Source organism: Paenibacillus sp. GCM10027627 (genome assembly GCF_042675505.1).
GTDB lineage: Bacteria > Bacillota > Bacilli > Paenibacillales > Paenibacillaceae > Pristimantibacillus.
This window is the reverse complement of the sequence record NZ_JBHTHB010000003.1, coordinates 327,146-352,107: the sequence shown is the minus strand read 5'-3', so window position 1 is coordinate 352,107 and position 24,962 is coordinate 327,146. Positions and strand designations below refer to the sequence as shown.

Here is a 24,962-nt window from a genome sequence, read left to right as displayed (position 1 = left end):
TCTAGTGGTTTCTGACACAACTAAATGCCTCCAAAGCGCCACGCCCGCCGGTCTAGTGGTTTCTGACACAACTAAATGCCTCCAAAGCGCCACGCCCGCCGGTCTAGTGGTTTCTGACACAACTAAATGCCGCCAAAGCGCCACGCCCGCCGGTCTAGTGGTTTCTGGTACAACTAAATGCCGCCAAAGTGCCACGCCCGCCGGTCTAGTGGTTTCTAGCATCACTACCTAGTTGGGCAGAAAGTCACTCTAGCAGAATAGTGGATCAAGTGATTCCCATCACGTTGAAGTAGAAAGTTTTCTCCTTAAACAAGCTCAAGGAACTGCTCATGCTTGTTCCGTATAGAAGAGCTAATAATCTCTATCGTATAAGGCAAAGCATCTAGCAATTTGCCGTATAAGCCTTTCATAACAGCGTCCAGCTCGGCATCTTGTTCAAGATCGCCATACGCCACATCGAACCGATCCAAACTGCGGGGATGGTTTCTCGCCTTCAACTCCGTCTCCATTTTCTCCAGTACTGCAAGCGTAGCGGTATCTCCGAAAAACCGCAGGCCGCCAAAGACGCCCCTCCATCGCAATGGCCGAGCCATAAAATAAGCGCTCCACCAATAAAACTCTGTTTCGGACTTCCGAATGTGCACGTAAAGTGCCCAAATGGGAAACAACTGCTGCTGCCCCTGACTAAGTCCGTTAAAAACGGTTTCCACAAAATCGTCCCCGTTTGTTTCCGCTTCCTTATAGGCCCGAATAATCGGCGCAAAACAAGCGGTCCCAAGTTCTTCAGCACTTAAGCTTTCATAATACTTCTCATCCATAGTTGCTAAAATCAATATATCCCCTCCACCCATTATTCTAACTAAAATTTTCCAACTAACGCAACGGATTCTTTCTTGACAGTTTGAAGAGAATCGAATAAATTAAATTCAATGATCATCTAATTAGTTAATTGTCTAATCTATTAAAGGAGGTTGCCCAACGCCAATGCAATTGGATAAGGTAGTTCGATACCACAAGGCATTGTCCGATGCGACACGAGTTAAAATGCTGATTTTGCTAGCGGCAGGAGAACGGAGCGGCATCGAGCTTGCGGAGAAGCTGTCCGTTGCGCCCGCAACGATTACGCATCATGCGGCAAAGCTGAGAGAAGCCAGTCTTATTAATGAAAGAAGGGATAAAAACACGATTTTTTTCAGCCTGAACGATTATTTTATTAAAAATAGCGCTAAAGCGACGGAAGAACTCATCTATCGCAGCGCAGGAATTGGAGGAGAAAACATGGAGGAGAAGCATGAGGCGCTGCGCGCATCCGTTATCCGCAACTTTATTACGGCTGAAGGCAAGCTTAAGCATATCCCTAGCCAATTGAAGAAAAAGCTGATTGTGCTGGAGCATATGGCAGCAGGGCTGGAAAAAGGGAAAGCGTATAGCGAAAAGGAGCTTAACGAGTTTATTAAACTTTATCATGAAGATTTTGCGACTTTGCGACGGGAGTTTATTATGCACCAGTTTATGTTCCGCGAACAGGAAATTTACGAGCTTAACCCGCGTGAGATGTGGACGAGATGGGAGACGTTGTCATGACGGTTCAACAATATCGGTTAACGACGGGACAACGCGACGGAATGATTGAAGTCACATCTACAGTGAAGCAGGCTGTGGAGGAAAGCGGAGTTCAAGAAGGGTATGCTATTGTGTATTGCCCTCATACTACAGCGGGAATCGCCATTAACGAAAATGCCGATCCCGATGTCGTCCGGGACGTTCTTCGCAGGCTGGATGAGATTTATCCATGGGATCATCCGAAGGACAGACATGCAGAGGGCAATACAGCGGCCCACCTAAAAACCATTACGACGGGAACCAGCCAAACAGTGCTTATTCATAAAGGGAAATTGGTGCTTGGCACATGGCAGGGCATCTATTTTTGCGAATTTGACGGCCCTCGTACCCGGAAATTTCATGTAAAAGTATTCGGCGACTAAGGATAATTCTTGGATTAAGGATAACTGTATATCTTAGGATAATTGTGTCTAGAGATAACTGTGTCTAAAGATAACTGTATAGCTAAGGATAACTGTCTGCAATTAAAGATCACCGTGTGTTTAAGGATAACTCAGTGATTACGGACAACTCCGCAATTGCCGAATCGCCCATCATTTACGTAGCCATGATCCAGCTCAATACATCTTCCGTGAGTTGAACTTCCATATGGGTTGAGGCAAAAAGATCGGGGGAAGCGGCCAAGTCCGCCGCGGAGACGGGTTCCAGCTTGCCGTTCCATCCGGCCATATAAGCAATCGCGCCAACGATCCGCTCCGGGCGGACTCCGGCTTCTTTAAGAGAAGATAGCGTAAGCGACTTGTCCCGTTTGGACAAGCGCTTTCCAGCCGCATCGGTCACAACCGGCACATGAGTGAAGCTCGGGGCCTGAAGGCCAAGCGCTTCATAGAGTGCTAGCTGGCGCGGCGTAGAGTCGAGCAGATCCGATCCGCGCAGCACATGCGTAATGCCCATCGCCGCATCGTCGACGGTAACCGCAAGCTGGTAGCTGAACTGGCCGTCCGCCCGCTTAATGACAAAATCGCCAAGGGCGTCGCCGTCATAGCGCATCGGGCCGAACAGGCCGTCGATAAACGAAATGGGCTGAGGCGGCATGATGAACCGGAGCGCGGGCGATTTTTGCATTTCTTTTGCCGACCGCTCCGCTAGAGTTAAATGACGGCAAAAGCCCGGATACGCCGGGCCTTCGGAAGAAAGCCCATGCGGCGCGCTTGCTATAGAGGAGAGTTCGCTTCGGCTGCAATAGCAAGGGTAGAGGCTGTTCCGGTTGCGAAGCTCAGCGAGTGCCGCCTCATAAAGCTCTTCTCGTTCGCTTTGAATATAGGGAGAATATGGCCCACCCATACGCGGGCCTTCATCCCAGTCGATGCCCAGCCAAGCTAAATCGTCCTGCTGCTGCTCGGCAAAAGCAGGGCGGGAGCGGGTCTTGTCAATATCTTCGATGCGCAGCACAAACTGACCGCCGGACTTGCGGATTTGAAGCCAAGCCGCAAGAGCGCTGAAGGCATTGCCGATATGTAGCAGCCCGGAAGGGGTTGGAGCGAATCGGCCGCGCAGAACCATATCGTCACACTCCTTGTACATATGCAAAAAAAGAGCAGCATCGCTGCTCTCTTTAGCTGTTTCTATAAAAATTGCCTCTCCGGCAATTAAATTCAAATGGCGGAGCTGACGGGATTCGAACCCGCGGTCTCCTGCGTGACAGGCAGGCATGTTAGGCCTCTACACCACAGCTCCACTACACTTAGATGTGTCTTAGACACAAGAAGTATCTTAGCATAATTCGAGCGGTTTTGACAAGCTTCTTTTTAAAAGTTTTTCGTCGCCCTTAGTCGCCCGCAGCTTCGGAACGATGACTTCCAACTCCCGCTAAGAACGCGGATAAAGCATAACGAATACTCCGACTATGCAGATAGCCGCGCCGATCCAATCCTGAACATCCGGCGTTTTTTTGTCGACGAGCCATCCCCACAACACAGCCATGACGATAAATACGCCCCCATAAGCCGCGTACACTCTGCCGAAAGTCGGGAATGTTTGCAGCGCCGCCACAACTCCGTACAGAACAAGAGCTACTCCGCCCAGCGCGCCCAAATAGATCGACTTTCCTTCTCTCAGCCAGAGCCAAACCAAATAGCCGCCGCCGATTTCGGCGACGCCCGCCAATATAAACAGCAAAATTCCAATTCCCATACGACCGCCCCCGCTTGCTAAAAATGAACTCCTCCTATGGTACCTAAAACGGATCGAAGTGTAAACGAGAAGGGATGTTGCAATCGAAACATTTTTTTCCAATCATGCGTTAAAGGATGAGGGGGTGGCCGCAATGAAAAAATGGGTCTGGACAGGAGCGGCTCTTTTGGGAGCCGTAATTATTGTTTATGTCTTTTGGATTCGTACAGCAGGCAACGAGGCTGCGGTTGCGAGCGAAGATTTTGTTTACCGGATTTATACGGAGAAGGAAAGTTATAAGGAAGGCGATACCGTAAAGCTCATTGCCGAGCTGGAATATGTGGGCGAACGCAAATCGGTAACCATTTTTCACACGGAGTCTCCGTTTTATTTTCCTATTCTTGAAATGTCGGACACGTATGGGTTTCCGTCTTATAGAAATCAGCCTGGGAGATCCACAATTCTATACAGGAACAAACCTTTAAAAGAGGAATTTGTCAGCGACGGAGCTTATGAGATAGACAAAACTAAATTGCTTAGCATCGGGAAAAAAGCTCATGTCGCTTTTCCTGCGGCCCACTATGAAGTAAACGGGTATGCCGAGTTTGAGCCTATCGAAACTTCTGGGGAAAAAGGCCCTATGATTAAAATCGGAAGCAAGCTGGCTTTAGAAGTGGAGGCAGTTGAAGAAGGACAAGCGTTGTCGAATACGAGCCGTGCCTTGACGGCAACCCAACAATATGATGCCTCGACATTTCTGCTAGCGACAGTTCCGGGAAAAAGTATCTATTTATATGGAGCAAACGACGGCGGCGTTGTTTTGAAAACAAGCTCCGGCGAACAAAGGATGGACAAGGATTGGTCAGTTGGCGAACATACCGATCTGCGGGTGAGCGATTACGACGGCGACGGGAAAGAGGAGCTTGCGGCGGCGGTATATTTAGGCGGGGGAACGGGGGTTTCGGGAACGGCGCTGTATGTTGTGGAGATGGAAGGACAGTCCCCTTTCCGTCATTTTACTTTTCTAAGCGAACAATATGAGGCGCAGCTGCTTCAGCAAGTCAAGTTTGAATTAACGAATGTTCAATTTAAACGTAACGACGAATAAAGGCCTGTCTAAGCTCGTAGAAAGAGATTTCTTACGCCGCATAGGGACATTTGAATAGGGCATCGTATGAAGGGATATATATCCTATTCCAATCAAAAAAGGGGCATCTCTTATGCGGTATTCCAAATGGCTGATGGTCGTGGCGACAATGGTGCTGGCCGTTTCTCTATCCGCTTGCGGCGGAGGGAATAAGGCGGAGAAAAAGGAAACGGGAATGAATAAAGGGACAACAAATGAAAGCGGCAATGGCAGCGCAAATGCGGGCGGCGGAACGGTGGATGCAGCAGCCGCGGAAGCAATCTACAAAAAAAGCTGCGTTGGCTGCCATGCCGTGGATCTCGCAGGCGGAGTTGGGCCAAATTTGCAGAAGGTAGGGGGCAAATTGTCCGCCGAACAAATTAAATCGAAAATTTCGGGCGGAGGCGGCGGCATGCCGCCTTACAAGGATCAGCTCACCGCGGCGGAAATCGATACGTTGTCAAATTGGCTGGCGTCAATGAAATAAACAACTTTAAAGCTTCTATGTCATGGAGGGGGGATTTAAACCTTTCCAACGACATAGAAGCTTTTTTTACAAAAGGAGCGCGAATTAGCGAAAAAATCCATATCGGAAGGCAATTTCGTCTATGTCGCCAATAATGAGTTCCCGCTATAATATTGATACTGAGAATCATTATTAATTAGTGGGAGGCAATAAAATGGCTGACGCCAAAACCTTAGCGGAACAAGCGGCCGTCACAAGCTTCCTCAATTGTTATTTGCGTGAGACTGGCAAAGGAATATGGCATCCTGGCTATGAGCTGGGCGATTCTAAAGCTTTGTTGGAAATACCGCTGGCATCGCAAGGAATATCTATTTTTGCTTCGGCAATTTACAAATCCTCTACGGGAAGGCATCAATTCGAACTCCCTATTTGCTGCCGTACCGGACAATCGCCCCCCGCGCCTATCTTTGGCGCAACTTTGTTTGCTTTATTGGCGCAAGAGCTGCATGCCCTATATGGCGGGAACGGCTCCTCTGAGCTGTTAGTTCGCGCTCTCCAAAGCCAAACGGTTCTGGAAGCTTGCCTCAGCGCAAGATTCGGCGACGGCGAGGAGCTGTACAGCCCGGATTTGACCTTCCTTCACTCGGAGCAGTCGCTGTTGTTCGGCCATGGCTTCCATCCGACTCCCAAAAGCAGGCAAGGATTTCCCGAATGGAGACACGGGATGTATTCCCCCGAAACCAAAGGGAGCTTCGCTCTGCATTATTTTGCCGTCCATATCGAGCTTGCTCAACATAAGTCGGAATGGCCAAAGCGGGCATCCGATCTTATTGAGAAGGAGCTGCTGAGGAGCTGCTATGCGGCAGGTGAAAGCGTGGAGAGGCTCTTGCCTTATTTGAACTCTCCAGAGTATGAGCTTATTCCCGTTCATCCCGTTCAGGCGGACGATCTGCTGCACCAGGATCGCGTGAAGCAATGGATGCAAAGCGGCAAGCTGGTGCATCTTGGCCCTTGCGGAGGGCTATTTTACCCAACCTCCTCTATTCGCACCCTTTACGATCCAGAATCTGAATACATGTACAAATTGTCGCTGCGGGTCAAAATTACAAATTCTCTGCGTCTCAATAAGCGGGAGGAACTGGATTCGGCACTTGAGGCAACCCGGCTTGTAAGCGCCATTGAACCGAAGATGAAGGAACGGTTCCCTCAATTCCGCTTTATAAAGGATTCGGCTTATATGACGGTCGGCGAATCGCCGGAGGAGCAGTCTGGCTTCGAGCTGCTTATTCGGGAAAATCCGTTTATCGGCGAAGAGGCGGAAAGAGTGCATGTGATGGCTTCTTTCACTCAGCTTCCTATCCCGGGCTCGCAGACGCTGCTGGCTAATATCGCCGAGCGGATCGCTACCGCCGAAGGACAAACGATGACGGAAGCGGCAGTGGAATGGTTCCGCCGTTATTTAGCTATTTCGATTCGGCCGCTTGTTTGGCTGTATGCGGAGTACGGAATTGCGCTGGAGGCTCATTTGCAAAATTGTGTGGTTAAGCTGGACGAAAGCGGTTATCCAGCCGTCCTGTATTACCGGGACAGTCAAGGCTATTACTATGCGCGCTCGCGTGTTGGCAGGCTGGAACAACTCGTGCCCGGTATTCTCGATAGCGTCAATGTATATGACGACGCCTTGGCGGAGGAGAGATTCGGCTATTATTTGATCGTCAATCATATGCTGGGGCTGATTCAATCGTTTGGCCTCTCGGGCCTTGCCGATGAACGAGTTTTGCTGCTGGAGCTATATTCGGAACTGGAGCAGCTCGCATCGCCGCAAACGCAGCATTTCAACTGGATTACAGGCTGGCTTTCGCGGAAAACATTCCGTTGCAAAGCAAACTTGCTTACAAGGCTCCACGATGTAGACGAACTGGAAGCCGAGCTGGAGCAAGCCGTTTATGTCGATATGGACAATCCGCTTTATACGGCACTGCCCAATATGGAAGTTGTCCGCAAAGCACGGCTCGTTACCGTCAAATGGAGAAAAGAGAGGGCGACGCAGCATCTCGCCGTCAAAGCATAAAGATGATCGAGAGGTGAATTTAGGTTGATAGCCGTACAAGGGACAATCGATGCCGGGATTGTCGCCCGCAGAACCGTTTTTCGCAAAACGATTGAAGCGCTCGTATTCGAGGGCGTGCTGAAGCCGGTGCCTGCGTCCCAATTTAATGAGCATGTGGAACGAAGCGGCTGTACAGAGGCTGGAAGCGGCATCTGGACGTTGGAGGGCAGAAGTGTATCCGGGGAAAAGGTATTTTACGAATGCAAAGCGGAAATTCGTTTCTCCTTCGCAATGTTCCGCCTGTCGGGCGATGAGCCGGTTATAAGACGGTCTTCCGCCTACCGGGAGGAAGCGTCCAGCCTAGCGCTTTTTATCGAAGAGACGATTGCCGCCATGAATACGGGGCATCCGGCTTCGGTTAAAGCGACCTTTATTCAAGAGCTGGAGGAAACGGTCAAAAAGGACGCGCAATCGGTCGTCGCGGTAAGAGAGCGCAGAGAGCCGTTGTTCGGGAGGAGCCTTGCGGAGCTGGAAAGCTTGTCGCCGGACGGACATCCGTACCATCCCTGTTACAAGTCGCGTATTGGATTCAATTTACAGGACAACAAAGTCTACGGTCCGGAATTTCAGCCGCAGCTCCGCGCCTTTTGGATAGCCGCGCTATATGCGGATACAAACTGGGGAGCAAGAGATGCCGACAATTGGGACGGCTTTTTGGAGAGGCAATTGGACGAAGCTGATTTGGCCCGTTTCCGCGCGATACTAGAGGAACAAGGCCTTGATCTGGCATTGTATGCGATGATGCCCGTTCACCCGTGGCAATGGGACAATAAAATATCGACGGAGCGGCTGGATGACTTAAAAACCAAACGGCTTGTTCCGCTTGGTTTTGGCTCTGATGCTTTTATTCCGCAGCAGTCGATCCGGACGCTAACTGGCAGCAGGCAGAATCGCAATGACTTAAAGCTGTCGCTCGGTATCGTCAACACATCGTCGATCCGGCACTTGACGGATCACTCCGTTACGACGGCATCAGCTGTCTCCGGCTGGCTGCAAAAAGTAGTGGACCAAGACCGTTACTTGCAGGAAGCCGGACTTGTTATTCTTCATGAATATGCGGGCATCTCTTATACGCCGGCCCAAGGAGCGCTAGGCTCGATGTGGCGGGAAAATACGGGTAAATATCTTAAAGCGGGCGAAGAAGCGGTACCTTTCTACATGCTGGCTTGCAAAGAAGCGGACGGAAGCCCATTCATGGCGCCATGGGAGCGGGCTTACGGCTTTGACCGCTGGTTCCGCAGATTTATACAAGTTTGTATCATCCCGGTTGTGCATCTGCTCGCCGCCCAAGGTCTTGTACTGGAGTCGCACAGCCAAAACATGATTCTAATTCATCGAAACGGCTGGCCTGAGCGGGTTGCGCTGCGCGATTTCCATGAGGGCGTGGAATATGTCGGTTCTTTTTTGACTTCGCCTGAGCTGCTGCCGGAGTTTGGCGACCTTCATCCGGCTTATAAGGATGCTCGGCCAAACGACTTTTTTGAGATGGCGAGCCTTAAGGATTTGTCGGAAATGCTGATGGATGCCCTTTGGTTTATGAATATGGGTTACTTGATTATGGACGCGGCCGACCGCAGTGAATGCAGCGAGCAGGAGTTGTGGCAAATCGTGGCGGAGGAGCTCATCGCCTACGAGCAACGGGCGGATGAGGGATTAAAGGAACGTATACGCCAGCTTCAATGGTTCCAGCCGGAATGCGTCATTGAACCGCTGGCGCAAAAAAGGCTGTTTGGCGGAGTTGCCGTACAACCTCGTTCAGTGCCGAATCCGCTTTATGAGGTGCTTCGCCGCAATTCGATAGAAACAAGGAGAGATTTGGATGTTTGCAGTGGATCATGAATCGCTGTCCAAAGCGGAATTCGAGCTGCGGCTGGGCCGCTTCGGGCAAGCCGAGCCGTTTGGCGAAGCGGGAGCGGAGCATGCCTGCTACGCGATCTGCTCGCCGGACGCCGCTTTTGTTGTGGCGATGGCTTATTATATCCGTCAGGGAGGCGGATCGGTGTTGCTGCTCTTTGGGGAAACGCCGCAGGAAACCGCTCTTGCTCTTGCGACTCGCGCGCAATGCCGCGGATTGTTTTATGGGGCGGACAATCGCTATATCGCTTTGAATGCGGGGAACGAACCTGTTGGGAAACAGCCTTCCCTCTATCAATACAGCTCCGGAACGACGGGAGAGCCTAAGCTGATCGGCAGAACTTGGGACGAGATCGGGATTGAGATTGCGGGCTACAACGAGATGATTGTTGCAAGCGGTCAGGCGGAGGCGACGCCGGTTATTTTAGCTTCCGTCACCCATTCCTTCGGACTGATCACAGGCGTATTCGCAGCCATTGAACGCGGAGTGCAGCCGGTTGTGTGCGTCAACAAAAATCCGAAGGCCATTTTACAATTGCTAAGAGTTCATCCCAATCATCTGATTTATAGTGTGCCTTCGCTTTTGCAAAGCCTGATTCCGCTATTAGAACATGCGGGCGTTTCATTAAACGCCATCATCAGCTCGGGTGCGCCGATGTCTCCGGCATTATACAGCTGGCTGAATGGGAAAACGAAGCTGCTGATGCAGCAATACGGCTGTACGGAGGCGGGCTGCGCCAGCCTTGCGCCAGGCATGGAAAGCTATGACGATATCGGCTTGCCGCTGCCGCATATGGCCATTCCCGCCGAAGCGGAGCCTGCTGAGCTGAAGTTTTTCATCGACGGACTTGGAGAGATCGCAACGGGCGATTTGGGATGCAGGTCGGAGAGCGGAAGGCTGCGCTTTTTGGGCAGAATCGACGATTTGATCAATGTTTCGGGGCTGAAAGTGATGCCGGTTGAGGTTGAAGGAGTCATCGGGCAGCTGGATGGAGTGCAGGAAGTTGTTGTTTTCCGGGGGCAGCATCCATCTACGGGTGAAATGGTTAAAGCGAGAGTAGTGGCCGACGAAACGGTGACGGCAGAACGAGTTCGCGCATGGTGCCTTAGCCAATTGCCGCCGTATAAAGCTCCTACGGATGTGAAGATCGTGAATCATATTCCGAAAATGCCGTCAGGCAAAATTAGCCGCAAACTGCTGGAGAGGGAAGGGATTTAACGTGAAGAGGAGCCGCGAGGCGCTGAGAATAGAGCTGTTGGGACTTGTCCAAGGGAAGTTTAAACTGGATTGTCCCGCTTTGGACGACCATCTTCGGTTGAACGAGGATTTATGTTTGGATTCCATTATGATTGTGCAATTAATCGTATTTATAGAAATCGAATTGCAATTGCAAGTGCCGGACGATCAAATCGACCCGCGGACGTTCGCTACGGTTGGTTCATTGCTCGATTTTATGGAGAGCCTTGAGCCTGTGCCGTCAGCTGCGGGAAATGAAGCCGTCCGAGTCGGGGAAAGCGGGTGAGCCAGTTGGCGATAGCAGAAGAAGTCAGCATCAAGGTCCATTGTATCGTCAGCTGCTTGTGCGAAGTGATAAGAGAAAAAAGCCGGATAGATTATCGTCCGTTTTATATAGGTTTGTGGGATGCCCCTTTTGATGTAACGGATCGTGGAGAAGTGACTTATTACCAGCATGATCTCGATCACAGCCACTACTACGAATGGTACGAAAAGCTGTTCGGCCCTCCCGTTCAAGTGTGGTACGATTTCGAAAAATCGCCTGAAGCCAATTGGGAAACGCTTGTGGAGCTTGTTGAGGAAGGGAAGGACGGCCGGTTTGTTATCGCGCAAATCGACATGTCGCTCATGCCAGAGAGGGAAAATAAGTTTCACCAGAAGCCGTTCCCCCATTTTCTCATTTTGGAGAAGACGGAGCGGGCCGACGAGTGGCATATGATTGACGCCGATTTTAGATGGCGCGGCATGGTGGACAAAGAGAAGGTCCGGCATGCGTTTGTGAACAACACGTTTGGCGGCGGCTTTGTAGTGGATGCCGGGCAGCTTAAGGAGGCTGCTCCGGAAGCGGTTAAAGATTATTTTGCACATGTGTTCAAATGGGAAAATGAACTGACAGAGCGGCTTGGCTTGCTTCTAGGAGAGATGGCTAGAGGAGAAAACGGCATGGATATTTCCATGATGGCGAGTGCCGTTAAGCAGCTTCCCGTGCTGGCCATTCGAAAGTACAGCTATGAGCATGCGCTCATGTATTTTATAGAACAGTCGGGAGAGAGCGATGAGTCGTTCGAATCGTATTGCGATCTGGTGGAGGAAGTCGTTAAGGGGTTCCACAACGTTCAATATATGGGGATGAAAATGGCGATGACGGGCGATGCCAAGCTGCTTCCGTCTCTGCTTAGCAAGCTCGGCGAAATGAACGAAACCGAAACCAAAATCAAACGTGAGCTTTACCATTTGTATACGGCATGGGAGGCGGCTCGATGAAATATTCGTTATGCACCATTTCGTTCCGGCATCAATTGATTTCTTTTTCGGGACTGGTACGTTTTATGAAGCAAAAGTCGTTCGACGGCATCGAGATGTGGGGCGTTCATGCGGAAGGGTTGTATCAAAATGAACGTTCAAGCACGGAGCGGCAGCTAAGCGAGATGAAAGAGGACGGCATGGCCGTTGCGATGCTCAGCGACTATTTGGCCATCGACTCGGATGCGGCCTTCCGCGAATCGGTACATAAATGCGACAGGCTGATTCGGCTTGCGGACTGGCTCGGCACTCGGCGGATTCGTACATTTGCGGGAAATTTGGGCAGCCTTGACGTGAGCGAATCGCAGCGTGCGGCGTATACGGAGAGACTACGAAAGCTATGCGATCAATGCGCAGCCCATGGCATGCAGCTGGTCGTGGAGACGCATCCTGCTACGCTTGCGGACAACTTGGAGTCGACTCTTACACTGTTGTCGGACATCGGGCAAGACCGGCTGCGGCTGAACTTTGACGTTCTGCACGCATGGGAATTTGGCGGCGATCTGCTTCATACGTATCATGTGCTGGAGCCATGGGTGGAGCATTTCCATTTTAAAAATATCGATTCCGCAAGCCGCGTTCATTTGTTCCAACCCGCCAATATTTATTCCGCATCGGGCAATCGCGAAGGGATGGTTCCGCTCCACGCTGGATTCCTTGATTATGGAATGCTGCTGGAGCATATGAACGGCATGGATTGTTATGCGTCTCTGGAATGGTTCGGCCCGAATCCGATGCAAGTGCTAAGCGGCGATATCGAATGGCTGCATCAGCAGCGCTACAGCATGGCGGAAGGGTAAGGCGGCTCGTTTATCGGGCAAAGGAGATTCGCCTCTGCTTTGCGGGAAACGATTGCGGTTGAATAGAGCATTCTTTATAAGCAGTTGTGGAAAATGAAAGGGAAAGTCTTCCGCTCTCTTGGCATAAGAGGGTGGAGGACTTTTTTTATTGAAATTCGACAGCTTTTCCCATGAAATCAGGTACTTTTAACGGATAATTGGTAAGGTTTAGGACCATTCTCATTGAGAATCAATTTCTATAAGTAAAGCTCATTATTTGATTCAAAACTTCTTATAGACTGAAAACATTGTAATTTATTGACCGTTTAAGGCGGACTGTGGTAGCTTTAGAGCAGATAAAACCATAGTGGTACGCTTGGAATTAAAATGAGCTAGATTCGATGCGAGGTGGATGTTGTTGCAACTTAAGGTGACGAACAGTCCGTTTACAGAGGAACAGGCGGAGCTGATTAACAAACTGCTGCCTACTTTGACGGAAACACAAGTTCAATGGCTCGGCGGATATTTGACTTTTTACCGGACGGGACCGGCTTCTTACGAAACGGCCGCTAGCGCGCAGCTGGCAGCTCCCGTTCTGGAGCATGCGGCTCAGCCTGCGGTAATCGTGCCAGCGGCTCCGCGTGAAGCGACGATTCTTTTTGGCTCCCAGACGGGCAATTCCCAGCGGCTTGCGGGAAGACTGGCCGACAAGCTGAAGGAGCAGGGCTTCGACATTACGTTGTCCGCTATGAACGCTTACAAAACAAACGGGCTTAAGAAAACGGCGCATTTGTTTATTGTAGCGAGTACGCATGGCGAAGGCGATCCGCCGGACAACGCGTTGACGTTCCATGAATTTCTGTACAGCAAACGCGCGCCGAAGCTGGACGGCCTCAAATTTTCCGTGCTTGCGCTTGGCGACACTTCGTACGAATTTTTCTGCAAAACGGGCAGAGATTTCGACGAGCGTCTGGCCGAGCTTGGAGCGGAGCGTCTTGCCGAGCGCGTAGATTGCGATCTCGACTTTGAAGCTCCTGCAACGGGCTGGTTCGCAAGCGTCATCGGCGCATTGAACGCCGGAGCAACAACATCCGCAGCTGCCGCAGGCGGCTCAGCGAACATTTCCGCCGCGACGACGGCTGCCGCTTCGGCATCTGCGGAGTCGGAATATTCGCGTTCCAATCCGTTCCAGGCGGAAGTATTGACGACCATTAATTTGAACGGAAGAGGTTCTGACCGCGAAACCCGCCATTTGGAGCTGTCCTTGGAAGGTTCCGGCCTCTCCTATGAGCCGGGCGATTGCGTAGGCATTTATCCGTCGAATGATCCTGCTTTGGTCGACGGTATTATTTCAGCTATGAATTGGTCGCCAGAGGAGAAGGTTGTGACAGGAAGCGGCGAAGAAACTCTTCGTATCGCCTTGCTGCGTCAAGTTGAAATTACGGTGCTGACCAAGCCGCTGCTGGAGAAGGCATTGCCTTTCAGCGGCAACGCCAAGCTGGCGGAGCTTGTAAAGCCTGAAAATAAAGATGAGCTTAGAGCTTATGCGAGTGGAAGAGATTTGCTTGATTTGCTGCAGGACTTTGGACCATGGAAGCTAAACGCTTCGGAACTGGTTTCGATTTTGCGCAAGCTGCCTCCGCGTTTGTATTCCATCGCGAGCAGCTTCCAGGCCCATCAGGATGAAGTGCATCTGACCATCCGCAAGGTGGAGTATGAAACGCATGGCCGGAAGCGCGGCGGCGTTTGTTCGGTGCAAGTGTCCGAGCGTCTGGAAGAAGGAGATACGCTGCCGATCTTTATTCAGCAAAATCCGAACTTCAAGCTGCCGGCCAACCCGGAAACGCCGGTCATTATGATCGGACCGGGCACAGGCGTCGCTCCGTTCCGCGCATTTTTGGAAGAGCGCGAGGAGCTTGGCTCCGAAGGGAAAACATGGCTGTTCTACGGAGACCGCCATTATGTGACGGACTTCCTTTATCAGACCGATTGGCAACGCATGCATAAGGACGGCGTCCTTACCAAGCTGAATGTAGCGTTCTCCCGCGATTCGAAAGAAAAGGATTACGTTCAGCATCATTTGCTGAAGCACGCGGTTGAAGTTTACGCTTGGCTGCAAGAAGGCGCTCATGTTTACGTGTGCGGCGACGAAAAGCATATGGCGCATGACGTGCATAACGCTCTTCTGACCATTATCGAGAAGCAAGGCGGATTGGATGCGGAAGCGGCGAAAGCTTATTTGGCCGATCTGCAATCGCAGCAGCGCTATCAGCGGGATGTATATTAATTGTCTATAGATTGCGTTTGCGCGGACAGCGCATAGAAGGGAGCCTGCAGCAATGGCGAAAGGGCATCATAAAGTAGAGCCGATCGGCGGACCGCCGAGCGACGTTGAACATTTAAAGGTAGAGAGCAATTATTTGCGCGGTTCTCTTGTAGAATCGATTGAAAACCGAATTACGGGCGGCCTGACGGAATTGGATAACCGATTGTTGAAATTCCACGGCAGCTATATGCAAGACGATCGCGACGTGCGGAACGAGCGCCAGAAGCAAAAGCTTGAGCCATACTATCAATTCATGCTGCGCATTGTTTCTCCGGGCGGAGTGGTGACTCCGGAGCAATGGCTAGTCATTGACGATCTTGCTCAAAAGTATGGCAGCGGCACCCTCAGAATTACGACGAGACAGGCTTTCCAACTGCACGGCGTGTTGAAATGGAACTTGAAAGAAACGATTAAGGAAATTAACGATACGCTGCTCACTACGCTTGCCGCCTGCGGCGACGTAAACCGCAACGTCATGTGCAACCCGAATCCGGAGCAGTCTGAGGTTCATACGGAGGCGTTCGAGCTGTCGCAGCAGATTACGAAGCATCTTGCTCCCCGTACCCCTGCTTATCATGAGATTTGGCTTGACGGAGAAAAGGTCGTCGACAGCACGGAAGTGGCGAAGGTGGAAGGCGTCGATCCGGTTGAACCGATTTACGGACATGTGTATTTGCCGCGGAAGTTCAAAATCGGCATCGCGGTTCCTCCATCCAATGATGTGGACGTTTATTCGCAAGACCTTGGCTACATTGCCATCGTGGAAAAGGGCAAGCTTGTTGGCTACAACGTAACCGTCGGCGGCGGCATGGGCATGACGCACGGCGATACGAATACGTATCCGCAGCTTGGCCGGGTCATCGGCTTTGTAAAACCGGAGCAAGCGGTTGATCTTGCGGAAAAAACGATTACGATCCAGCGCGATTACGGCAATCGTTCCGTACGAAAATACGCTCGTTTCAAATATACAATCGACCGTCATGGTCTCGACTGGTTTGTGGCTGAGCTTCAGGAGCGTCTGGGCTGGGATCTCGAGCCGGCTCGCCCGTTCCATTTCGAAAGCAGCGGCGACCGCTACGGCTGGGTGAAAGACAAAAAAGGCCGCTGGAACTTGACCTTCTACATTAATAGCGGACGGATCGTCGACCAAGAAGGCTGCCAATTAATGACTGGCCTTCGCGAAATCGCAAAAATTCATACGGGCGACTATCGCCTCACCGCGAACCAAAATCTGGTCATTGCGGGCGTTACAACAGCCAAAAAGGCAAAAGTGATTGAACTGCTGGACAAATACGGCATTACGGAAGGCGATCAGTTGGCCGCCGTACGCCGCAGCTCGTTGTCCTGCGTCTCGCTTCCTACATGCGGTCTTGCAATGGCGGAGGCAGAGCGTTACTTGCCGTCGCTGATCGACAAGCTGGAGCCGGTGTTGATCGAAGCTGGGCTTCGCGATGATGAAATCAACATTCGGATGACAGGCTGCCCGAACGGCTGCGCTCGTCCTGCGCTTGGCGAAATTTCGTTTATCGGCAAATCGTTAGGCAAATACAACATGTACATGGGCGCTGGCTTCTCCGGCGATCGTCTCAGCAAGTTGTATAAGGAAAACGTAGGCGAAGAAGAAATTTTGGACACACTGACTCCAATTCTTCATCACTATGCCAAAGATCGTAAGAAAAAAGAGCATTTCGGCGATTTCGTTATCCGCACGGGTTACGTAAAAGCCGTAGTCTCCGGCCTCGATTTTCACAGCTAATTGTATACAAAAAGAGCGCAAGACCGGAGCTTTCCGGCTCTTGCGCTTTACCTTCCGAAACGACTTTGCTCTACCAATAGCATTCGCTTTATTTCTCCGAAATGATAGGACATTTCAGCCTCATTCACTTCTTTTTTCAGTTCCCTTCAGTCTCTTTCAAACACCTTAACCGAATACGCATCATCGGCGGCTCCATTCTCCTATTTTAAATACTCTTTTTTAGATCCATCCACCTCATTCTTTCGTTTTCAAAATTGTGCGAAATACCGAATCAAATGCTATAGAGGAAGTAGACTCGATATGATATGGTTGAAATAGTATGCGTTATCAAAACTAAAAATAAGGTGGTTCGAACTCATGTCATCCAAAAAAAGCGCCAAGTCTGGCGGCTCTCGTTATTTTGTGCTGTATACAGCAATCATTATTGTCATTGGAGTAGCGTTATTTCTCATTAATCAACAATCCAACAAGAAAGCGGAAGAAAACGTTGAACTGGAGAGCGCACCTGAAACGGTAGCTCAGCCTCTTATGGGCGATGCTAATGCCAAAGTAAAAATCGTAGAATTCGGCGACTACAAATGCCCGTCTTGCAAAGCTTGGGGAGAGACGGTATGGCCTAAGCTGAAAGCGGATTACATCGACACCGGCAAAGCGAACTTTTCATACATCAACGTATTGTTCCATGGAGAAGAATCAAAGCTAGCTGCTCTGGCGAGCGAATCCATGTTGAAGCTTCATCCGGATCAATTTTGGGATTTCCACAAAAAGCTTTATGATGCCCAGCCGCAAGTGGATCACGACGGCCTTTGGGTAACGGAAGAAAAGATTATGGAAGTAGCGAAATCGGCTGTTCCGGACTTGGATGAAAAGCAGCTTAAAGAAACGATGGCTACTGAAGAAGCGGGCAAGCTCGTCAATTTGGATGAGATTCTTGTTAAGCAATTCGGCATTCAGCAAACTCCGACTCTTATGATCGGCGATATCGTCATTGCTGACCCGTTCAACTACGATACCATTAAATCGGCTATCGAGCTTAAGCTCAAGTAGGAGGGGAAAGCGATGGAGTTTATGAGGCGCAACGTGTTGTACTTTGCTTGGCTCGTCGCGGTTGTTGCGACGCTGGGCAGCCTTTATTTCAGCGAAGTGGCCGGGTTTATTCCGTGCGAGCTTTGCTGGTATCAGCGCATTCTGATGTATCCGCTCAGCGTCATACTTGGCATTGCGGCTTTTTATGACGATCATCGCATTCGTAAATATGTGCTGCCGCTTTCGATATTCGGCATGTTAGTTTCTACGTACCACTATATGGTTCAGAAGGTTCCGGGTTTCGCAGAGATCAGGCCGTGTACGCAAGGGGTGCCTTGCAATTCGTCCTATATTAATTGGTTTGGCTTTGTGACGATTCCATTTCTGGCCTTGATCGGTTTTACGCTAATTACGTTGTTGCTGCTCGTATTTAAGAAGAGATAGGAAGGGAGAAGGGGCGATGTCTGGCCATTTGCTGCTAATTGAAGACGATGCTTCCATAAGTGAAATGGTGGAAGGTTATTTGTCCAAAGAGGGTTATCGGATGACGACGGTGCAAGATGGCGGGGAGGCGCTAGACGTATTTGCGGAAGGCGAATACGATTTGGTTCTGCTCGATCTGATGCTGCCGCACGTAAACGGCCTGGACCTGCTGCAGCGAATTCGGGAACGGAGCCGGGTGCCCATCCTCATTATATCGGCAAAGGATGGCGAGGTAGACAAAGCACTAGGGCTTAGATTCGGTGCGGACGACTACATCGCCAAACCTTTTTCGCTATTGGAGCTGTCGGCGCGCGTAAGCGCGTCGATTCGCCGGGCGACGCAATATGCGTCCGAATCTGCTCCCGCTGCCCCCGAGTCTTCAGTTGCTTCACCCTCTAACGTTTTGCTCACAAAAGGGGAGCTTGCTCTCGATCCCGACAATTTTACCGTCACCAAACGAGGCGAAGAGATTAAACTGACGGCTAAGGAATTTCATATCTTGAAGCTGTTTCTCCAAAATCCAACGAGGGTATACACCAAAGCTATGCTCTATCAATTGGTGTGGAACGAAGAGTATTACGGTGACGAAAATGTAATAAATGTACATATGAGAAGGCTAAGAGAAAAAATTGAAGACGATCCGTCGGCCCCCCGCTACATACGAACGTTGTGGGGAATCGGCTACAGACTGGGGGAAGGCTAACGTGCTATGGCTGGCGTTTGGCCTTATTTTGTTGTTTGCGGCTATTTATATTCGCGAAAGGCTTGCCCATCGGGAAACGTTAAAGCATATGCATTATATTCGCGCAAAGCTGGATGAGCTTGCCGCTTTGTCTGCCCCTAGCGGAGAACGGGTGAAAGTGGTGACGGGGCAAAGCGAAGTGAGGGAGCTTGCACGTGCGGCGAACGAGTGGGTTGATTTGGCGGGCAAGTCCGCTGCCGATTACGAGGCGACAAAACAAGCTATGCGCAAAATGCTTTCCAACGTATCCCATGATTTAAAAACGCCGTTGACCGTTATTCTCGGCTATGCGGAAATTTTAGAAAACAGTTCAGACATGACAGAGGAAGAACGTTTGCGGCTGCTGGGCCAAATTCATAAAAAAGCGTTGGAAGTACTCGACCTAATGAACGCCTTTTTTGATTTGTCCAAGCTGGAGGCGGATGATGCGGAAATGCCGCTTGCGATGCTGGATGCGGGAGAGCTGGCGCGCCGGCGTATTTTGGAATATTACGATTTGCTCGCGGCAGGAGGCTGCGAGGTCGATATCGACATCCCCGATCTGCCGTTCCCCATCTATGCAAACGAGGAAGCGTTGTCCCGCATTCTCGACAATTTATTGTCCAACGCCATTCGTTACGGTACTTCCGGCCGTTACTTAGGATTAACGGTGAGGAAGCAGGAGTCTTCCATTCTCTTCGAGGTAGTAGATCGCGGGCCCGGTATTCCGTATTCCGAGCAGTCTTTTGTTTTTGAAAGGTTGTATACGCTCGAAGATTCGAGAAACCGCAAGGTGCAGGGCAGCGGACTCGGCTTAACGATTGCAAAGAGGTTAGCGGAGAAGCTCGGCGGGACGCTGGAGCTGCATAGCGTTCCTCATGTCCGAACATGCTTTACTTTATCGCTGCGTGAAGCAAACACGGCCTACACGGCTGGCAAAGTAAGAATTAAGTAAGATTTAAGAAAGAAAGAAGAGAGAGTCCCGCGCTAATATAACGGTATACACAAATTCAAGCGGGAGAGTGAAATCATGACGGACATAATCCGAACACGGCTGCTGAGCAAAAGTTATAGCCAAGCGGACGTTGTATCGAACGTCGATATGAGAGTACGAAAAGGTGAGATTTACGGTTTTCTTGGACCAAATGGGGCGGGTAAATCGACCCTTATGAAAATGCTGTTGAATCTGGTCAAGCCGACAGGCGGGGAAATTGAGCTGTTCGGCGAGCGGCTGCTGCCGGAATCGATCGAGCCGCTTAAACGGATCGGGCATATGATTGAGACGCCGGTCTTTTACGATAAACTGACAGCGGTGCAAAATTTGGAGCTGCACGGCGAATATATGGGCCATTATAAGGCGAGTTCCATACGCGAAGCGCTGGACGCCGTTCAGCTTAGAGGAATTGAAAAAAAGCCGGTCAAACAGTTTTCGCTAGGGATGAAGCAAAGGCTTGGCATCGCAAGGGCGATTATGACGAGACCGGAGCTGCTTTTGCTCGATGAGCCGATTAATGGTCTGGACCCTGAAGGCATTCAGGAAATGCGGATTCTGTTCCGCAGAATGCGCGACGAATACGGCATGACCCTGCTCATCTCCAGCCATTTGCTGGCGGAGGTGGAGCAAGTGGCGGATACGATTGGCGTTATCGATCAAGGCCGAATGCTGCAGGAAGTGACAATGGAAAATATACGCCGCTCCAATACGGATTATATCGAAATCGTATCGTCTAACACCAAGCTAGCGGCATTCGTGCTCGAAGACCGTCTCCATCTGCGTAATTTCAAGCTGCTTGACGGCAATATGATTCGCGTCTACGAAAGTTCTGTTACAGTGGAGGAGTTGTCCAAAGGATTGATTTTAAACGATGTGCCGTTAGAGTCCATTAGCCGTCGTCATCATTCTTTGGAACAATATTTCCTGGAACTTACTCGCGGAGGTGGTAAAAATGCTGCATCTTATTAAACTGGAGCTTAAAAAAGGGAAATTGTCCAAATTCATTTGGGGCGGATTTTTGGCCTACGGTATTATCGCTTTATTATTGTTGCCCATTTATTTGGTAGAGGGCCCAATCGAAGAGGCCCCTGTTTTTGTAAGCTATAGCGAAATGTTTGGATTAATCGATACGCTAATTCGTGCGACATTTATTATTTACGCTTCTGCGATGGTTGCGAGTTTGATCATTAGCGAATTCCGCGACAAAACGATGTCGGTGCTGTTTGCTTATCCTATAAGCCGGAAAAAGCTGATTTGGTCCAAACTGAGCATTGTGTTCGTATGGGCGGTCGTTAATATCATTTTAGCCAATGTGCTGATCAGCGGTATCATAATCGCGTTCAACTCTCATTTTCAGTATATCGACGATGTCATTACTACGGAGCTGCTGCTTAAGCAAGGGGCGTTTATTCTAACAAATGCTTTTGCCAGTGCGGGCATGAGCCTTCTCCCGCTAGCGATTGGCATGATCAAAAAGTCGGGTACCGCAACTATTCTCAGCTCTATTTTTATCGTTATGGTCGTATGTTCCAACAATATGGGCTTTACATTAAGCTCGATCATCGCGATTCCTATTTCGCTTGGACTTCTCGGACTGCTGCTCACTTATTTGAGCTTCCGTAAGATCGATAGAGTGGATGTGGCTTAGTAGCAGGTAGGAGTCAATCGACGTCTAAATTAACCCATTTCGTCTTGACGGACGGAATGGGTTTTATTTTGCAGGAAGGGAAGCGTGGGTAGCTTGTAGCTCGACTTGGCCGTGCTCCGGAATGAAAAAGCAAGATTCGAAAAGAGGAGAGAACGGGCAATTATGTTATAACTAAAGAATGAAGTGATGGGCTGTAGTAGAGGGGAGCCATGATAATGAATGTACCATATATAGAAATCAAAACGCCGGACTCGTTCAGCTTTGAGCAAAATGTGAGTTATTTGCTGCGTTCCGCAAATGAATGCATGTATCGTGTAGAAGGGGAATTTGTAGAAGGAGAGCGGACGAAAGGGGATAAAATAAAGGGAAGTTCGGTCTATAAAGCGTTGTTGGTGGGCGGGCAAAGGGCTGTTATGAAAGTAAGCGGGAAGGAGAGGGGCAGCCTGCTCTTGGAGTTGAAGGGCGGGGAGGTTGGCGGTAGTATATCTGAGGAGTTAAAAGCTGAGGCCGTGGCTTATGTGAAAGAATGGTTTGATTTGGAGCGGGACTTGTCCCCTTTTTACGAAATGGCAGCCGAGGACCCGCTTTTGAAGGAACCTGCCGTTCAGTTCAGGGGCCTTAGGCTGATGGGCATCCCGGATTTATTTGAGTCTCTATGCTGGGGAATTATCGGGCAGCAGATCAACTTGGCGTACGCTTATACGCTCAAAAGAAGATTTGTGGAAAGCTACGGGAAGGCGGTTGAATCGGACGGGGGAATCCATTGGCTTTTTCCTGAGCCGGAGAGGATTGCCGCTTTGACACCAGTCGAAATGGAGCCGCTCCGCATGACGGTTAAAAAATGCGAATATTTAATCGGGGCAGCTCAGGCCGTTGCATCGGGAGCGCTGACTAAGCCTCGTTTGCGTGAAGCTGGCGGCTTAAAAGAAGCAGAGAAGCTGCTGACCGGTATGCGGGGCATCGGTCCATGGACGGCGAACTATGCCATTATGCGCTGCCTTCTATTGCCGGATGCTTTTCCTATCGATGACGTTGGCTTGCATAATGCCATCAAGTTTCAGCTCGGCATGGATCGCAAACCGTCGAAGGCGGAGCTGCTGAAGCTGTCCGAAGGTTGGGTCGGCTGGCAAGCATACGCCACTTTTTATTTGTGGAGACTACTGTACTAGCGATTTGAGCTGTCTTTGATATGGATTGGTTAGCCGCAGCGTATATGTGGGAGCATAGACGAAGGGTAATGGACAGACATAAACCACTAAACCAGCGGAAACGCCCCCTGTGGGGTATTTAGTTGTGCCAAAAACCACTAAACCAGCGGAAACGCCCCTTGTGGGGCATTTAGTTGTGCCAAAAACCACTAAACCAGCGGAAACGCCCCTTGTGGGGCATTTAGTTGTGCCAGAAACCACTAAACCAGCGGAAACGCCCCTTGTGGGGCATTTAGTTGTGCCAAAAACCACTAAACCAGAGGAAACGCCCCCTGCGGGGCATTTAGTTGTGCCACAAACCACTAAAACTCCGCCGCTTTTAACAGGCTAAATTCCCAAGTCGCGCACCTTTTTGTAGTAAAGCACGGGCGACAGCCCGGTAAACTGCTTAAACACCTTGCTGAAATAATAAGGGTCGCCGAGTCCGACTAAATATCCGATTTCGCCAAAGTTCATGTGCGTCGCCTGAATCAGCTCCTGAGCGTGCTGAATGCGGACTTTATTGACATATCGCGTAATCGTATATCCCGTCGTCTTTTTGAAAATCCGGTTTAAATAATCGTAGTTGGACTCAAACTCCCGCTCAAGGAGGGAACTGTCAATTTTCTCCGTGTAGTGCCGATGAATGTAATCGAGCAGCGAGTGGACTTTGGCGGCCGCTTTGGAGCCTGTTCCGCCTTTCGCTTTAAGCGTGTGCATAAAATAGTCGCGCGAAAGCTCAATCAGCATCTCGGCAAAACGAAGCGCAGTCAGCCCCCGATTGTAATGCTTGCGGCGGTACAGCAGCAATAGCTCGTTCATGGCGTGCATCGTTTGGTGCAGGCTGTTTTTGTCGCTTAGCGTATGATGCTTTGGGAAAAAATATCCCTTCTCCGTCTGATGCTCCGTATCTTCCTCCAGCAGCATTCTTTTAGCGATTTCAATGGGGTTTTGCTCCGAATCGCCTTCCATGCCGGGATGCTTGAAATGGAAATAATAATAGTCGCAGCTAGCCTTTTTTGTGCCGACATGGTCGAGACCGGGCTCTAGCAGCAGCATGTCTCCTCGTCTCAGCACGTATTCGTTTCCGTTTTCCTTCAAATGAAGCTCGCCGCTCTTAATAATGTACAAAATATGCTCATCCGTATTGCGGTGAAAATGAATCCATGGGGCCTTGTAGGATACGAATCCCATCAGCGTCATTTTGGGCACAATCTCGATGTTCATTTTTAGCATGGGCGTTCAAATCCTTTTATGAAAAAGTCGGTATTGTACAAAAAGGGTCTTCATTTCTCATTTTCGATTATTGTAGCACATTCTATACTGATGGTGAGTCCATTAATGGAGGTTATGATAATGACAATTCGAGTAACAGTATGGAATGAGTATCGGCACGAGAAGCAAAACGAGCTGGTAGCAAGCATATATCCGCGAGGAATTCATAACGCAATCGGTGATTTTTTGGCGGAAGGGGAAGACGTGGAAGTAAGAACGGCGACACTAGATGAGCCGGAGCATGGATTAACCGACGAAGTATTGGCCAACACCGATGTTCTCCTATGGTGGGGACATCTTGCACATGGAGAAGTGAGCGACGACATCGTTGAAAAGGTTCGGGAGCGCGTTCTCGACGGAATGGGTTTTATCGTCCTACACTCCGGTCATGCTTCGAAGCCGTTCGAGCGTCTGCTGGGCACGAAAACCGGCACGCTGAAATGGCGCGATGACGGCGAGCGCGAGCGCATTTGGGTCATTGAAAGCGGGCATCCGATTGCGGAAGGACTCGGCGACTATTTCGAAATTCCGGTTGAGGAAATGTACGGCGAGCGCTTTGAAATTCCGGCTCCAGACGAGCTGGTGTTTATTTCTTGGTTTGAAGGCGGAGAAGTGTTCCGCAGCGGCTGCTGCTACCGCCGAGGCAAAGGCAAGTTGTTCTATTTCCGTCCGGGCCACGAAACGTTCCCGGTATACCATCAACCGGAAGTGCAAAAGGTGATCAGCAACGCCGTTCGTTGGGCCGCTCCTACGGCTGGCGCTGCGAGCGTCTCCGGACGCTGTGAGCCGCTTGAGCCAATCGGAAAATCGAAATAAAATAGCACATCCAGTTTATGAAGCTCTGCTTCTTGTCTTTAGACAAGGGGCAGAGCTTTTTTGTGCGGGTCTCATAATAGGCGATGCGGCGGAATAGACTTTACATAATCAAGGCTTGTCT

At 50.2% G+C, this 24,962-nt stretch carries 24 protein-coding genes and 1 tRNA gene; 20 read left to right on the top strand and 5 right to left on the bottom strand.

The genetic code is table 11. From position 1 onward, the window contains the following. Nucleotides 1-305 precede the first annotated feature (305 nt). Entirely contained in the window at nucleotides 306-833 is a 528-nt protein-coding gene (locus tag ACFQZE_RS13425; protein ID WP_379357704.1) for a hypothetical protein, read from the bottom strand. 151 nt (nucleotides 834-984) lie between these two features. On the opposite strand from ACFQZE_RS13425, the gene ACFQZE_RS13420 reads away from it, so the two are divergent. Further along, on the top strand, nucleotides 985-1,584 hold the full coding sequence (locus ACFQZE_RS13420; RefSeq protein WP_379357702.1) for a DUF2087 domain-containing protein: 600 nt from the start codon (nucleotides 985-987) through the stop codon (nucleotides 1,582-1,584). Continuing rightward, the gene (locus ACFQZE_RS13415; RefSeq protein WP_379357700.1) at nucleotides 1,581-1,985 is read left to right on the top strand and encodes a secondary thiamine-phosphate synthase enzyme YjbQ; all 405 of its coding nucleotides are present in this window, start codon (nucleotides 1,581-1,583) and stop codon (nucleotides 1,983-1,985) included. The genes ACFQZE_RS13420 and ACFQZE_RS13415 overlap by 4 nt, the downstream gene beginning before the upstream one ends. Before the next feature lie 175 nt (nucleotides 1,986-2,160). Here the strand turns inward: ACFQZE_RS13415 and gluQRS are convergent, their stop codons facing one another. The 3 genes from gluQRS to ACFQZE_RS13400 form a co-directional block, all read right to left on the bottom strand. Beyond that, nucleotides 2,161-3,126 (bottom strand): tRNA glutamyl-Q(34) synthetase GluQRS, encoded by a 966-nt coding sequence (gene gluQRS, locus ACFQZE_RS13410; protein WP_379357698.1) that lies wholly within the window; start codon nucleotides 3,124-3,126, stop codon nucleotides 2,161-2,163. Between the two features lie 97 nt (nucleotides 3,127-3,223). Further along, a tRNA-Asp gene (locus tag ACFQZE_RS13405) sits at nucleotides 3,224-3,300 on the bottom strand. A gap of 132 nt (nucleotides 3,301-3,432) precedes the next feature. After that, nucleotides 3,433-3,756 (bottom strand): YnfA family protein, encoded by a 324-nt coding sequence (locus ACFQZE_RS13400; RefSeq protein ID WP_379357696.1) that lies wholly within the window; start codon nucleotides 3,754-3,756, stop codon nucleotides 3,433-3,435. Between the two features lie 133 nt (nucleotides 3,757-3,889). Between ACFQZE_RS13400 and ACFQZE_RS13395 the strand changes: the two genes are divergently transcribed. The 17 genes from ACFQZE_RS13395 (at nucleotide 3,890) to ACFQZE_RS13315 (ending at nucleotide 22,732) form a co-directional block, all read left to right on the top strand. Continuing rightward, nucleotides 3,890-4,843 carry a hypothetical protein gene (locus ACFQZE_RS13395; RefSeq protein WP_379357694.1) on the top strand — a complete coding sequence of 318 codons (954 nt, stop codon included), beginning with the start codon at nucleotides 3,890-3,892 and terminating at the stop codon, nucleotides 4,841-4,843. A 112-nt stretch (nucleotides 4,844-4,955) separates the two neighbouring features. Beyond that, a complete protein-coding gene (locus ACFQZE_RS13390; RefSeq protein ID WP_379357692.1) occupies nucleotides 4,956-5,348 on the top strand; it encodes a c-type cytochrome in 393 nt (130 codons plus the stop codon). A gap of 193 nt (nucleotides 5,349-5,541) precedes the next feature. After that, nucleotides 5,542-7,398 carry an IucA/IucC family protein gene (locus ACFQZE_RS13385; protein WP_379357690.1) on the top strand — a complete coding sequence of 619 codons (1,857 nt, stop codon included), beginning with the start codon at nucleotides 5,542-5,544 and terminating at the stop codon, nucleotides 7,396-7,398. 24 nt (nucleotides 7,399-7,422) lie between these two features. Further along, nucleotides 7,423-9,276: an IucA/IucC family protein gene (locus ACFQZE_RS13380; RefSeq protein ID WP_379357688.1), complete on the top strand. Its 1,854-nt coding sequence runs from the start codon at nucleotides 7,423-7,425 to the stop codon at nucleotides 9,274-9,276. Beyond that, a complete protein-coding gene (locus ACFQZE_RS13375; RefSeq protein WP_379357686.1) occupies nucleotides 9,257-10,510 on the top strand; it encodes an AMP-binding protein in 1,254 nt (417 codons plus the stop codon). Before ACFQZE_RS13380 ends, ACFQZE_RS13375 begins: the two co-directional genes overlap by 20 nt. A gap of 1 nt (nucleotide 10,511) precedes the next feature. Continuing rightward, a complete protein-coding gene (locus ACFQZE_RS13370; protein ID WP_379357683.1) occupies nucleotides 10,512-10,814 on the top strand; it encodes a phosphopantetheine-binding protein in 303 nt (100 codons plus the stop codon). Next, nucleotides 10,811-11,791, top strand: coding sequence for a DUF6005 family protein (locus ACFQZE_RS13365; RefSeq protein ID WP_379357681.1), 981 nt, complete (start codon nucleotides 10,811-10,813; stop codon nucleotides 11,789-11,791). Before ACFQZE_RS13370 ends, ACFQZE_RS13365 begins: the two co-directional genes overlap by 4 nt. Next, complete coding sequence (locus ACFQZE_RS13360) at nucleotides 11,788-12,630, top strand: sugar phosphate isomerase/epimerase family protein (RefSeq protein ID WP_379357679.1); 843 nt, start codon at nucleotides 11,788-11,790, stop codon at nucleotides 12,628-12,630. The genes ACFQZE_RS13365 and ACFQZE_RS13360 overlap by 4 nt, the downstream gene beginning before the upstream one ends. A gap of 397 nt (nucleotides 12,631-13,027) precedes the next feature. Next, the gene (locus ACFQZE_RS13355) at nucleotides 13,028-14,896 is read left to right on the top strand and encodes an assimilatory sulfite reductase (NADPH) flavoprotein subunit (protein WP_379358219.1); all 1,869 of its coding nucleotides are present in this window, start codon (nucleotides 13,028-13,030) and stop codon (nucleotides 14,894-14,896) included. Between the two features lie 52 nt (nucleotides 14,897-14,948). Next, a complete protein-coding gene (cysI, locus tag ACFQZE_RS13350) occupies nucleotides 14,949-16,691 on the top strand; it encodes an assimilatory sulfite reductase (NADPH) hemoprotein subunit (RefSeq protein WP_379357676.1) in 1,743 nt (580 codons plus the stop codon). A gap of 357 nt (nucleotides 16,692-17,048) precedes the next feature. Continuing rightward, nucleotides 17,049-17,738 carry a thioredoxin domain-containing protein gene (locus ACFQZE_RS13345; RefSeq protein WP_379357674.1) on the top strand — a complete coding sequence of 230 codons (690 nt, stop codon included), beginning with the start codon at nucleotides 17,049-17,051 and terminating at the stop codon, nucleotides 17,736-17,738. A 12-nt stretch (nucleotides 17,739-17,750) separates the two neighbouring features. Further along, entirely contained in the window at nucleotides 17,751-18,161 is a 411-nt protein-coding gene (locus ACFQZE_RS13340; RefSeq protein WP_379357672.1) for a disulfide oxidoreductase, read from the top strand. 16 nt (nucleotides 18,162-18,177) lie between these two features. Further along, a complete protein-coding gene (locus ACFQZE_RS13335; RefSeq protein ID WP_379357670.1) occupies nucleotides 18,178-18,903 on the top strand; it encodes a response regulator transcription factor in 726 nt (241 codons plus the stop codon). A gap of 1 nt (nucleotide 18,904) precedes the next feature. Beyond that, nucleotides 18,905-19,876, top strand: coding sequence for a sensor histidine kinase (locus ACFQZE_RS13330; RefSeq protein ID WP_379357668.1), 972 nt, complete (start codon nucleotides 18,905-18,907; stop codon nucleotides 19,874-19,876). Between the two features lie 75 nt (nucleotides 19,877-19,951). Then, nucleotides 19,952-20,884, top strand: a complete 933-nt coding sequence (locus ACFQZE_RS13325; protein WP_379357666.1) for an ATP-binding cassette domain-containing protein — start codon at nucleotides 19,952-19,954, stop codon at nucleotides 20,882-20,884. Further along, nucleotides 20,868-21,563, top strand: a complete 696-nt coding sequence (locus tag ACFQZE_RS13320; protein WP_379357664.1) for an ABC transporter permease — start codon at nucleotides 20,868-20,870, stop codon at nucleotides 21,561-21,563. Before ACFQZE_RS13325 ends, ACFQZE_RS13320 begins: the two co-directional genes overlap by 17 nt. Nucleotides 21,564-21,778: 215 nt before the next feature. Continuing rightward, nucleotides 21,779-22,732, top strand: coding sequence for a DNA-3-methyladenine glycosylase family protein (locus ACFQZE_RS13315; protein WP_379357662.1), 954 nt, complete (start codon nucleotides 21,779-21,781; stop codon nucleotides 22,730-22,732). A 366-nt stretch (nucleotides 22,733-23,098) separates the two neighbouring features. On the opposite strand, the gene ACFQZE_RS13310 is transcribed toward ACFQZE_RS13315, so the two are convergent. Next, nucleotides 23,099-23,986 (bottom strand): helix-turn-helix domain-containing protein, encoded by an 888-nt coding sequence (locus ACFQZE_RS13310; RefSeq protein ID WP_379357660.1) that lies wholly within the window; start codon nucleotides 23,984-23,986, stop codon nucleotides 23,099-23,101. Between the two features lie 117 nt (nucleotides 23,987-24,103). Here ACFQZE_RS13310 and ACFQZE_RS13305 point away from each other — a divergent pair, with 117 nt between their 5' ends. After that, complete coding sequence (locus ACFQZE_RS13305) at nucleotides 24,104-24,841, top strand: ThuA domain-containing protein (RefSeq protein ID WP_379358217.1); 738 nt, start codon at nucleotides 24,104-24,106, stop codon at nucleotides 24,839-24,841. Nucleotides 24,842-24,962 lie beyond the last annotated feature (121 nt).